Here is a 12,178-nt window from a genome sequence, read left to right as displayed (position 1 = left end):
TCAACACAGGTCCACCCCATGTCCCTACCCACACATGTACGTCTGGTCGAAGTCGGCCCCCGCGACGGTCTGCAAAACGAAGCCCAACCCATCAGCGTTGCGGATAAGGTGCAACTGGTCGACGCCCTGACCGCGGCCGGCCTCGGCTATATAGAAGTCGGCAGTTTCGTTTCGCCCAAATGGGTCCCGCAGATGGCCGGCTCCGCCGAGGTCTTCGCGCAGATCCGACGCAAGCCAGGCGTGACCTACGGCGCACTCGCCCCCAACCTGCGCGGGTTTGAAGACGCCATTGCCGCCGGGGTCAAGGAGGTCGCGGTATTCGCGGCGGCGTCCGAAGCATTTTCCCAGCGCAATATCAATTGCTCGATCAGCGAAAGCCTGGAGCGTTTCGTACCGATCATGGACGCCGCCAAACAGCATGGCGTAAGCGTGCGCGGTTATGTGTCCTGCGTGCTGGGCTGCCCCTATGAAGGTGACGTCGCGCCGGAGCAGGTCGCACGAGTCGCTCGCGAGCTCTACGCCATGGGCTGCTACGAAGTTTCGTTGGGCGACACCATCGGCACCGGCACCGCTGGCGCGACTCGCAAGATGTTTGAAGTGGTGTCCGCCGATGTGCCGCGTGAAAAACTGGCAGGGCACTTTCACGACACTTATGGCCAGGCCATGGCCAACATCTATGCCAGCCTGCTGGAAGGCATCTCGGTATTCGACAGCTCCATCGCCGGCCTGGGCGGCTGCCCCTACGCCAAGGGGGCCAGCGGTAACGTCGCCACCGAAGACGTGGTTTACCTGCTCAATGGCTTAGGCATCAAGACCGGAATCGACCTGGACGCATTGATTCTCGCGGGGCAGCAAATTTGCTCCGTGCTAGGCCGACCAACGGGTTCGCGCGTGGCCAAGGCTCGAAGCGCACAGTGAGGCGTCGGGTGTTACCGCCCCCGCTGGAACGTGGGCACAAGCGAGTAACACGGAAACAATTTGTCTGGATTTAGCCGACCGAAAAATCCTACAAATTTTTAAATAGTTGATTTTAAAGGATTTTTAAAAGTTGGCACGGCTTCTGCTATCTCTATGACATAACAAGAACAAAAAAAGCAGCAAGCCCTAATAAAAATAAGACGTAACGACTCTGACATAACAAAAACAACACGGCAGAGACGCAGCTAACAGATTTTTTTGGAGAAGATGTGCTTTTCAGGGTGCTTTTCGAAGTAACCCGCAACCGGGCAGAGAACAATAAAACTACCTTCAGGTAGCTCCCGAACTGGTTGGATCGCTTAGCGAAAAAGTAGATCAGCGCTCAAAAAAATACGTTTGCTCTTGATCCCGGATGGGGATCGATAAAAACAGCGGTAAAGGGTCACGGTCACTAAAAACAAAAACAGACCGCCCCTCAATAATAAAAAAAGAGCACACGCAACGACAAATTAAAGGGGAGCTTCGGCTCCCCTTTGTGCTTTCTGGCATTCAGCATTTACCGCTCCCATGTAGGAGCGAGCTTGCTCGCGAAGAACTCAAGGGCACCGCGTTGTTCCAGAATGCACGCGTTATCGTTGACTTTTTTGCGAGCAAGCTCGCTCCTACAGAAGGTCTCTTCAGACCTGTTTGCTACGCACTTCCTCGATACTGATCTCACGCATCCGGAATTTCTGGATCTTGCCCGTCACGGTCATCGGGAACTCTTCGACGAACTTGAAGTAACGCGGTGTCTTGAAGTGCGCGATGCGTTCTTTACACCAGGTTTGCAACTCCTGCTCGGTGGCGCTATGGCCCGGGTGGAATTTGATCCAGGCGACAATCTCCTCGCCATAGCGCGAACACGGAATCCCGATCACTTGCACATCCGCCACGGCCGGGTGGGTAAAGAAGAACTCTTCCAGCTCCCGCGGATAAATATTCTCGCCGCCGCGGATGATCATGTCCTTGTTGCGGCCCGCAATGCACACATAGCCTTCGTCGTTCATGCTCGCCAAATCGCCGGTGTGCATCCAGCCTGCCTGGTCGATGGCTTCCGCGGTGCCTTGCGGGTTGTTCCAGTACCCGAGCATCACGCTGTAACCGCGAGTGCACAGTTCGCCAATGGTACCGCGCGGTACAAGGTTGCCCGCCTCGTCAATGATCTTGCTTTCGAGTTGCGGCTGAGTCCGGCCGACGGTGGTGACGCGCAATTCCAGCTCATCTGTCGGACCGGTCTGTAAAGACACCGGACTTGTTTCCGTCATGCCGTAGGCAATCTGCACTTCGCTCATGTGCATTTCGCTGATGACGCGACGCATCACTTCGATCGGACAGGTGGCTCCGGCCATGATCCCGGTGCGCAGGTTCGACAGATCGAATTCCGTGCGCCCGGGTTGATCAAGCATGGCGATGAACATGGTCGGCACGCCATAAAGCGCGGTGGCCTTTTCTTCGGCAGCGGTGCTCAGGGTCAGCAGCGGATCGAACGCATCGTTGGGGTAAATCATCGTGCTGCCGTGGGTGATGCAACCAAGGTTTCCCATCACCATGCCGAAGCAGTGATACAGCGGCACCGGAATCACCAATCGATCATGGGCGGTCAGGCCAAGGCTTTCACCCACCATGTAACCGTTATTGAGAATGTTGTAGTGACTGAGGGTCGCGCCCTTGGGGAAACCCGTGGTGCCGGAGGTGTACTGGATGTTCACCGGCTGGTCGAAGTGCAGACTGTCCTGACGTTCGCGCAATTGCCCGGTTGACACACTGGCGGCCAGATCGGCCAGTTGCGACCAGGGCAAGAAGCCTGATGGCGGTTGCGCATCGAGGCTGATCACGCCGCGCAGCTCCGGCAGCCGTTCACACTGCAACTTGCCGATGGATTGCTCAGCCAGCTCAGGCACCAGGCCTTGGAGCATGCCGTGATAGTTGGAGGATTTGAAGGCGCCGGCGCAGACCAGCCATTGGCAACCGGATTGCTTCAATGCGTATTCAACTTCCGAGCTGCGATACGCCGGATTGATGTTGACCAAAATCACGCCGATTTTCGCGCTGGCGATCTGGCTGATACACCACTGGGCACAGTTAGGTGCCCAGATGCCGAGGCGATCGCCGGTCTGCAAACCCAGCGACAACAAGGCTCTGGCGTGCAGATCCACCGCGTCGGACAGTTCCTGCCACGTGTAGCGCAACTGTTGATGGCGCACGACCAGCGCCTCCCCGGTCGGGTACTGCGCGACCGTGTTATCGAAGGCCTGACCGATGGTCATCGCCAGTAACGCTTTGTCCTGGGGACCACGGGTGTAACTGCGCTGCGGGCTTGCACTGGGTTGATCCATGACGACCCCTATTGTCTTTATTAACGGGCTGCCGACGGTCACCTGTGGGAGCGAGCCTGCTCGCGAAAGAGGTCGATAATTCAACATCCATGTCGACTGATCCGACGCTTTCGCGAGCAGGCTCGCTCCCACAGGGTTGGTCCGCGTTCTATCTTGAACTGGCTCTACTCTCGCTCAAGTTGACGTTAACGTAAAGGGTGATTGACAGCCATTCGTCACAGGCTTACGTTAACGTAAAGGTGAGAGCCCGATCGCTGCCCGCCTCTTCCTACAAAAAGCCAAAAGGTGACCCATGAGCTATCCATCCCTGAACTTTGCCCTCGGTGAAACCATCGACATGCTGCGCGATCAGGTCCAGTCCTTCGTCGCCAAAGAGATCGCCCCCCGCGCTGCTCAGATCGACATTGACAACCTGTTCCCCGCCGACCTGTGGCGTAAATTCGGCGACATGGGCCTGCTGGGCGTGACCGTTCCGGAAGAGTACGGCGGCGCTGGCCTGGGTTATCTGGCCCACGTAGTGATCATGGAAGAAATCAGCCGCGGCTCGGCCTCGGTCGCCCTGTCCTACGGCGCCCACTCCAACCTTTGCGTCAATCAGATCAATCGCAACGGCAATCACGAACAAAAAACCAAATACCTGCCAAAACTGATCAGCGGCGAGCACATCGGCGCCCTGGCCATGAGCGAACCAAATGCCGGTTCCGACGTGGTATCGATGAAATTGCGCGCGGATAAACGTGGCGATCACTACGTCCTCAACGGCAGCAAAACCTGGATCACCAACGGCCCGGACGCTAATACCTACGTGATCTACGCCAAGACCGACCTGGAAAAAGGCCCGCACGGCATCACCGCGTTCATCGTCGAACGAGACTGGAAAGGCTTCAGCCGCAGCAACAAGTTCGACAAACTCGGCATGCGCGGTTCGAACACATGCGAGCTGTTTTTCGATGACGTCGAAGTCCCGGAAAAAAACATCCTCGGCGCGCTCAACGGCGGCGTGAAAGTGCTGATGAGCGGTCTCGACTACGAACGCGTTGTTCTTTCGGGTGGCCCGACCGGGATCATGCAGGCCTGCATGGACTTGATCGTTCCGTACATCCACGACCGCAAGCAGTTCGGCCAAAGCATCGGCGAATTCCAGCTGATCCAGGGCAAGGTCGCCGACATGTACACCCAACTGAACGCCAGCCGCGCCTACCTTTATGCCGTAGCCCAAGCGTGCGAGCGTGGTGAAACCACGCGCAAGGACGCGGCCGGCGTGATCCTTTACAGCGCCGAACGCGCCACGCAAATGGCCCTCGACGCGATCCAGATTCTCGGTGGCAACGGCTACATCAACGAGTTTCCGGCCGGTCGTCTGCTGCGTGATGCCAAGCTGTATGAAATCGGCGCCGGCACCAGTGAGATCCGCCGCATGCTGATCGGTCGCGAACTGTTCAACGAAACCCGCTAAACGGAGCTGTCCATGGCTATCCTGCATACCCAGCTCAACCCTCGTTCGGCGGAGTTCGCGGCCAACAGCGCGGCGATGCTCAAACAGGTCGACGCCCTGCACACCCTGCTCGCTCAAGTGCAGCAAGGTGGCGGCCCGAAGGCTCAAGAACGCCATACCTCGCGGGGCAAACTGCTGCCTCGTGAGCGAATCAATCGCCTGCTCGATCCGGGTTCGCCCTTTCTCGAGATCAGCCAATTGGCGGCCTACGAGGTTTACGGTGAAGACGTTCCCGCCGCTGGCGTGATTGCCGGAATTGGCCGCGTCGAAGGCGTCGAGTGCATGATCGTCGCCAACGATGCCACCGTGAAAGGTGGCTCGTATTACCCGTTGACCGTGAAAAAGCACCTGCGGGCCCAGACCATCGCCCAACAGAACCGCTTGCCCTGCATCTATCTGGTGGACTCCGGCGGCGCCAACCTGCCGCGTCAGGATGAGGTGTTCCCGGACCGCGAACACTTCGGCCGGATTTTTTTCAATCAGGCGAACATGAGTGCCATGGGCATTCCGCAAATCGCGGTGGTCATGGGTTCCTGCACCGCGGGGGGCGCCTACGTGCCGGCCATGGCCGACGAAGCGATCATGGTGCGCAACCAGGCCACTATCTTCCTCGCCGGTCCGCCGCTGGTGAAAGCGGCGACCGGTGAAGTGGTCAGTGCCGAAGACCTCGGCGGGGCCGATGTGCACTGCAAGATTTCCGGTGTCGCCGACCATTACGCCGAAAGCGATGAACACGCCCTCGCGCTGGCCCGGCGCAGCATCGCCAACCTCAACTGGCGCAAACTCGGCGAAGTGCAGCAGCGAGCGCCTATCGCACCGCTGTACAACAGCGAAGAGTTGTACGGCGTGGTCTCGGCTGACGCCAAGCAGCCGTTCGATGTGCGCGAAGTCATTTCGCGGCTGGTGGACGGTTCGGTGTTCGACGAGTTCAAGGCGTTGTTCGGGACGACATTGGTCTGCGGTTTTGCCTACTTGCACGGTTACCCGATTGCGATCCTTGCCAACAACGGCATCCTCTTCGCCGAAGCCGCACAAAAAGGCGCGCACTTTATCGAGCTGGCCTGTCAGCGCGGCATCCCGTTGCTGTTCCTGCAAAACATCACCGGGTTCATGGTTGGCCAGAAGTACGAGGCGGGCGGCATCGCCAAACACGGCGCGAAACTGGTGACCGCCGTGGCGTGCGCCAAGGTACCGAAATTTACCGTGATCATTGGCGGCAGCTTCGGCGCCGGTAACTACGGAATGTGCGGGCGGGCCTACGATCCACGCTTCCTGTGGATGTGGCCGAATGCGCGGATCGGCGTGATGGGCGCCGAGCAAGCCGCCGGCGTATTGGTCCAGGTCAAACGCGAGCAGGCCGAACGCAGTGGCCAGGGTTTCAGCGCCGAACAGGAAGCCGAGATCAAGCAACCGATCCTCGACCAGTATGAGGAACAGGGTCACCCCTACTACTCCAGCGCCCGCTTGTGGGACGACGGCGTCATTGACCCGGCGCAGACCCGCGAAGTATTGGCCCTGGCCTTGTCGGCGTCGCTGAATGCGCCAATCGAACCGAGCCGCTTCGGCGTGTTCCGTATGTGATTCTGTAGGAGCGAGCTTGCTCGCGATGGACGATAGCGCGCCGCGTTAATTCAGAAAGCACGCGTTATCGTTGACATCCTTCGCGAGCAAGCTCGCTCCTACAAGTGCCGTGGAGACGGACGAATATGAACGACTTCAATACCCTCGAACTGCTGACCGACCCGCGTGGTTTCGCCACGCTGTGGCTCAGCCGTGCGGAAAAGAACAACGCCTTCAACGCTGAAATGATCCGTGAGTTGATCCTCGCGCTGGACAAGGTCTCGGCCGATGCCAGCCTGCGGTTTCTGCTGGTGCGTGGACGTGGCAAGCATTTCAGCGCCGGTGCCGACCTGGCCTGGATGCAGCAATCGGCCGAACTCGATTACCAAACCAACCTCGACGACGCCCGGGAACTGGCGGAGTTGATGTACAACCTCGCCAAGCTGAAAGTCCCGACACTGGCCGTGGTGCAAGGCGCGGCATTCGGCGGCGCGTTGGGCCTGATCAGTTGCTGCGACATGGCAATCGGCACCGATGACGCGCAGTTCTGCCTGTCGGAAGTGCGCATCGGCCTGGCACCTGCCGTGATCAGTCCGTTCGTGGTGCAAGCCATTGGCGAACGCGCGGCACGCCGCTACGCCTTGACGGCCGAACGTTTCGGCGGGCAACGGGCACGGGAAATCGGCCTGTTGTCGGAGAGCTATCCGACCGATGATCTGGAGCAGAAAATTGAGCAGTGGATCGACAACCTGCTGCAAAACAGCCCGGCCGCGATGCGCGTCAGCAAGGATTTACTGCGTGAAGTCGGCAACGGCGCGCTGACCCCGGCGCTGCGTCGCTACACCGAAAACGCCATCGCCCGAATCCGCGTCAGCCCCGAAGGTCAGGAAGGCTTGCGGGCCTTTCTGCAAAAACGTCCGCCGAACTGGCAAGCCGCAACCACCACCAAGGAGCCGCGTTGATGAGCGCACCTGTTATCACCACTCTGCTGGTGGCCAACCGTGGCGAAATCGCTTGCCGGGTGATGCGCACCGCCAAGGCTCTGGGCCTGACCACCGTGGCGGTTCACAGCGCCACCGACCGTGAAGCCCGCCACAGCCGCGAAGCGGATATCCGCGTCGACCTCGGTGGCAGCAAAGCCGCTGACAGTTACTTGCAAATCGACAAACTGATCGCCGCCGCCAAGGCCAGCGGCGCCCAGGCGATTCATCCGGGTTATGGCTTCCTGTCGGAAAACGCCGGGTTCGCCCGCGCCATTGAAGACGCCGGCCTGATCTTCCTTGGCCCACCCGCTTCGGCCATCGATGCGATGGGCAGCAAATCCGCCGCCAAAGCCTTGATGGAAACCGCGGGCGTGCCCTTGGTGCCCGGCTACCACGGCGAAGCTCAAGACCTCGACACCTTCCGCGATGCCTGCGAGCGCATCGGCTATCCGGTGCTGCTCAAGGCCACGGCGGGGGGTGGCGGCAAAGGCATGAAAGTGGTCGAGGACGTCAGCCAACTGGCCGAAGCCCTGGCCTCGGCTCAGCGTGAAGCAAAATCATCGTTCGGCGATTCGCGGATGCTGGTGGAGAAATACCTGCTCAAACCACGCCACGTGGAAATCCAGGTATTTGCCGACCAGCACGGCAACTGCCTTTACCTCAATGAACGTGACTGCTCGATCCAGCGTCGGCACCAAAAAGTCGTCGAAGAAGCCCCTGCTCCCGGCCTGAGCCCGCAATTGCGTCGCGCCATGGGCGAGGCTGCCGTGCGCTCGGCACAAGCCATCGGTTACGTCGGCGCGGGCACCGTGGAATTCCTGCTGGATTCGCGGGGCGAGTTTTTCTTTATGGAAATGAACACGCGCCTGCAAGTCGAACACCCCGTCACGGAAGCCATTACCGGCCTCGACCTGGTGGCGTGGCAGATTCGTGTGGCACGTGGTGAAACGCTGCCGATGTCCCAGGCCGAAGTTCCACTGCTGGGTCATGCCATCGAAGTGCGGTTGTATGCCGAAGATCCGGGCAATGATTTTCTGCCCGCGACCGGGCGTCTTGAGCTGTATCGCGAATCCGCGCAAGGTCCGGGGCGGCGCGTCGACAGTGGCGTCGAAGAAGGCGATGAAATTTCGCCGTTCTACGACCCGATGCTCGGCAAGCTGATTGCCTGGGGCGAGGATCGTGAACAGGCGCGACTGCGTTTGCTGAGCATGCTCGATGAGTTTGCAATTGGCGGGCTCAAGACCAACATTAACTTCCTGCGCCGGATCATCGGCCATCCGGCCTTTGCCGCCGCCGAACTGGATACTGGATTCATTCCGCGCTACCAGGAGCAGTTGCTACCGGAGTCCTCGGACCTCAGTGACGAGTTCTGGCAGGCCGCCGCGCAGGCGTTTGCCCAGAGCCAACCGTGCGCGACGCGCGCCGATGACCTGAGTTCGCCATGGGCTCACAACACCGGTTTCCGTGCCGGACTGCCAACAGAAATCACCTTGCATTTGAGCTGTGAAGGACAAGACCGGGCGCTGACCCTGGGGAACCTTCGCACGGCTCAACTCAACGGTGAGCAACTGCTCACCGAGCACAACGGCATGCGCCGCCAGCATCGGGCAATCCGCCGTGACGGCGTTGTGTATCTGCAATGGGAAGGTGAGTTGCGCCGTATCGAGTCCTACGACCCGATCAGTGCCGTCGAAGCCAGTCACAGCCATCAGGGCGGGCTCACCGCCCCCATGAACGGCAGTATCGTCCGCGTGTTGGTGGAGGCCGGGCAAGCGGTTGAGGCCGGGGCGCAACTGGTGGTGCTGGAAGCAATGAAGATGGAGCACAGTATTCGCGCACCACACGCCGGGGTCATCAAGGCGTTGTATTGCCAGGAAGGCGAGATGGTCAGCGAAGGCAGTGCGTTGGTCGAGCTGGAAGAGGCGTGAAATGAAGATCGGTCCTACGCATTGCGAGGACCGATCTGACTAGAACTTGGCCGTTGCCTGAACCACCACGCCGATGATTCGGCACTCTTCGGTGTAAAGGACTTTCGGATACGTCGGATTGAGCGGGACCAGGTAACGCTGCCCGCCCTCTTCGATCAGCTTGCGAAAGGTCGCCTCGGCACTGTCCGACCACTGGGCGATCACCAGTTTTCCGGGTTCGGCGCTTACCGCCGGGTCCACCAGTATCAACATGTCCTCGGCAATACTGATGCCGCTGGGTGCAGTCATCGCATCGCCCACCACCTTCAGCCAGAACGCTGCGCCTTGCGCGTGGTAATCGGACAGCTCGAACCGCGCCTTGCCGTAGACCGCCTGCTCGCCGTCGCGAACCTCTGCGGGCTCGCGCCAGCTACTGACCGGGTAGCGGAAGTAGGGGTTGTACTTTTGCGACAGGGGCATTTCGTCGTCCGGTGAGGGCTCCGGCTCCCTGATCACCAGCGCCACTTCCAGAAACTCCATGCCGAGCGCCTGCAATACCCGATTCATGTCGTCGATGCCGGGCTGACGTCGTTTTGTCAGCCAATGGCCTACGCCGCCCTGGGACATCCCGAGGCGCTCGGCGAGTATCTCTTGAGTGACTTTGAGTTCACTCATCTTGGCCTTGACCAATTCAATCCATTTATCCATGTGCGGCACGATACGTGGACGCCTCCGGCCATCAAAACACACATTGTAGTATTTAAATTCTCGTCACAAATACAGTACGTATTAGGATTGATTCACGGATCTGAACCTATCACGGAGTCTGCCAACACCATGACCTTCCCCAACAACGACCTGCCAGACATGCAAATCGACACCACCCTCACCTCGCCCAAAGGCTCTGCCGCCGCGCAGCGAGCGCTGGACTATTACTTGAAACCAGTTGTTTCCGATGAAGCGGCAGAGGCGCGCTTCTTCGACGTGAACCGCAACATCAGCTGCGAAGAAGCGCTGGTTCATGCATCGGACCTGTTGCGATGCGCCGCTGCCATTGCCAATGAGTCAGCCAATCATCTGCACGGTGCTCACCGGGACCTGGCATTTTCGGCAGTGCACATGATTGATATGGCCAAGGCGATGGTAGACCGATGCCTTGAGGGGGATAAAAACCGCTGAAACAGAAAATATTTGGCAGGACGACGGGAAAGAATTTTCCAATCGTGCAGACAAAATCAATTGACTTGCAAACGAGAATGATTATTATTGCATGCAGCTGATCGCGAGATCAGTCGATTGTCCAAGTGACCTTAGGTCGGTTCCCTGGACTATCTCCTCATCAGGCTAATCACGGTTTTTGACCCGGCTTTTTGCCGGGTCTTTTTTTTGCCAGTTATTCCGGCTTTATCTTCAGGCAAATGAAGCCTTTGGGTGCTGAAAATTCGATGGTGCGCAAGATATCCAAAAAATATCTACTGGCAAAAGAGGCCCGCCAACATTGGGCCAGACTAATGAAAAAATAGCGCTTGAGAACCCATCGCACAGTCTCTAAGCTGCGTCGGCGTCAAGGAGGACGCCCCCCTCGTTCCACCCCACAATTTCCACCGGTTTTTCCCTCTCCAGCGTGTAAAGTAGCAGCCATGAAATCATATTCAGGAATCGACTATGGCCGTGGCTAAATCCTCTTTCGACATCAGCGCGAACTTCGACAGCGGCAACATTGAAGTGCTGGACATCAGCAATCCGTTGCAGGCGCTTTTGGCCATCAAACCAGACACCCGCAGCCCGCACTTTCAGTGGTTCCATTTCAAGGCCAGCGGTCTGCACGTCGGTCAGGAACACTGGTTTCGCCTGAACAATGCCAGCAAATCCTCCTACAACAAAGCCTGGGACGGTTATCAGGCCGTGGCGTCCTATGACCACGTCAATTGGTTCCGGGTGCCGACCATTTTCGAAGGCGACTGCCTGCGCTTCAACCTTGAAGCCACCGCCACCCACGCCTGGTTTGCCTATTTCGAACCCTACAGCCGTGGTCGTCACGACTGGCTGATCGAGCAGGCGCTGTCCAAGGCCGGTACCGAACTGCTGGCCACCGGCAAGAGCGTCGAAGGGCGTGATATCCAGTTGTTGCGCAAAGGCTCTGGCGCCGAAGGTCAGCGCAAGGTCTGGATCATCGCCCAGCAACACCCGGGCGAACACATGGCCGAATGGTTCATGGAAGGTGTGATCGAACGCCTGGAAAAACACGACGATCCGGTGTTGAACAAACTGCTGGCCAGCTCCGATCTGTATTTGGTGCCTAACATGAACCCGGACGGCGCCTTCCACGGTCACCTGCGCACCAATGCCATGGGCCAGGACCTGAATCGCGCCTGGCAGAGCGCCAGCCAGGAAATCAGTCCGGAAGTCTTTTTCGTACAACAGCAGATGGAAAAGTACGGCGTCGACCTGTTCCTCGACGTCCATGGCGATGAAGAAATCCCCTACGTGTTCACCGCCGGTTGCGAAGGTAACCCAGGCTATACGCCGCGGATCGAAAAACTCGAAGAGCATTTCCGCAGTCATCTGAAGCACCTGACCAAGGACTTCCAGACCAAGCACGGCTACACCCGCGACGAGCCGGGCAAAGCCAACATGACCCTGGCTTGCAACAGCGTCGGCGAGAAATTCGACTGCCTGTCGCTGACCCTGGAAATGCCGTTCAAGGACAACAACGATGCGCCGAATGCGCTGACGGGTTGGTCGGGTAAGCGCTCGAAACAGTTGGGTAAAGATGTGCTGACGACCGTTGCAGACATGGTCGATTCGCTGCGCTGATTGCCCGGTCCATGTAGCAGCTGGCGCAGCCTGCGTCCGGCTGTGTGTAGGAGCGAGCTTGCTCGCGAAGATGGAACATCCGACACATTTTCTGTGGCTGAACGACCATCGCGAGCAAGTTCG

Annotated in this window: 9 protein-coding genes; 7 read left to right on the top strand and 2 right to left on the bottom strand. The window is 58.7% G+C overall.

The genetic code is table 11. The annotated features are described in order from the left end of the window. Positions 1-18: 18 nt before the first annotated feature. Positions 19-918: a hydroxymethylglutaryl-CoA lyase gene (locus AC1MDT_RS02705; protein ID WP_480420575.1), complete on the top strand. Its 900-nt coding sequence runs from the start codon at positions 19-21 to the stop codon at positions 916-918. 677 nt (positions 919-1,595) lie between these two features. Here the strand turns inward: AC1MDT_RS02705 and AC1MDT_RS02700 are convergent. Beyond that, entirely contained in the window at positions 1,596-3,293 is a 1,698-nt protein-coding gene (locus tag AC1MDT_RS02700; RefSeq protein ID WP_480420574.1) for an AMP-binding protein, read from the bottom strand. 292 nt (positions 3,294-3,585) lie between these two features. On the opposite strand from AC1MDT_RS02700, the gene AC1MDT_RS02695 reads away from it, so the two are divergent. The 4 genes from AC1MDT_RS02695 to AC1MDT_RS02680 all read left to right on the top strand — a co-directional run bounded on the left by AC1MDT_RS02695 (position 3,586) and on the right by AC1MDT_RS02680 (position 9,259). After that, on the top strand, positions 3,586-4,749 hold the full coding sequence (locus AC1MDT_RS02695; RefSeq protein ID WP_480420573.1) for an isovaleryl-CoA dehydrogenase: 1,164 nt from the start codon (positions 3,586-3,588) through the stop codon (positions 4,747-4,749). Between the two features lie 12 nt (positions 4,750-4,761). Beyond that, the gene (locus AC1MDT_RS02690; protein ID WP_480420572.1) at positions 4,762-6,369 is read left to right on the top strand and encodes a carboxyl transferase domain-containing protein; all 1,608 of its coding nucleotides are present in this window, start codon (positions 4,762-4,764) and stop codon (positions 6,367-6,369) included. 125 nt (positions 6,370-6,494) lie between these two features. After that, positions 6,495-7,310, top strand: a complete 816-nt coding sequence (locus AC1MDT_RS02685) for a gamma-carboxygeranoyl-CoA hydratase (RefSeq protein ID WP_480420571.1) — start codon at positions 6,495-6,497, stop codon at positions 7,308-7,310. Beyond that, positions 7,310-9,259 carry an acetyl/propionyl/methylcrotonyl-CoA carboxylase subunit alpha gene (locus AC1MDT_RS02680; protein WP_480420570.1) on the top strand — a complete coding sequence of 650 codons (1,950 nt, stop codon included), beginning with the start codon at positions 7,310-7,312 and terminating at the stop codon, positions 9,257-9,259. Before AC1MDT_RS02685 ends, AC1MDT_RS02680 begins: the two co-directional genes overlap by 1 nt. A 39-nt stretch (positions 9,260-9,298) precedes the next feature. Here the strand turns inward: AC1MDT_RS02680 and AC1MDT_RS02675 are convergent, their stop codons facing one another. Beyond that, the gene (locus AC1MDT_RS02675; protein ID WP_480420569.1) at positions 9,299-9,946 is read right to left on the bottom strand and encodes a LexA family protein; all 648 of its coding nucleotides are present in this window, start codon (positions 9,944-9,946) and stop codon (positions 9,299-9,301) included. 129 nt (positions 9,947-10,075) lie between these two features. Between AC1MDT_RS02675 and AC1MDT_RS02670 the strand changes: the two genes are divergently transcribed. Further along, positions 10,076-10,417: a DUF6124 family protein gene (locus AC1MDT_RS02670; RefSeq protein WP_480420568.1), complete on the top strand. Its 342-nt coding sequence runs from the start codon at positions 10,076-10,078 to the stop codon at positions 10,415-10,417. Between the two features lie 486 nt (positions 10,418-10,903). Further along, positions 10,904-12,055 carry a M14 family metallopeptidase gene (locus AC1MDT_RS02665; protein ID WP_480420567.1) on the top strand — a complete coding sequence of 384 codons (1,152 nt, stop codon included), beginning with the start codon at positions 10,904-10,906 and terminating at the stop codon, positions 12,053-12,055. Positions 12,056-12,178 lie beyond the last annotated feature (123 nt).

The sequence above is a fragment of the Pseudomonas sp. ASL7 genome (assembly GCF_056680375.1).
The sequence above is the reverse complement of the archived record's forward strand: the minus strand, read 5'-3'. Positions and strand labels throughout refer to the sequence as shown.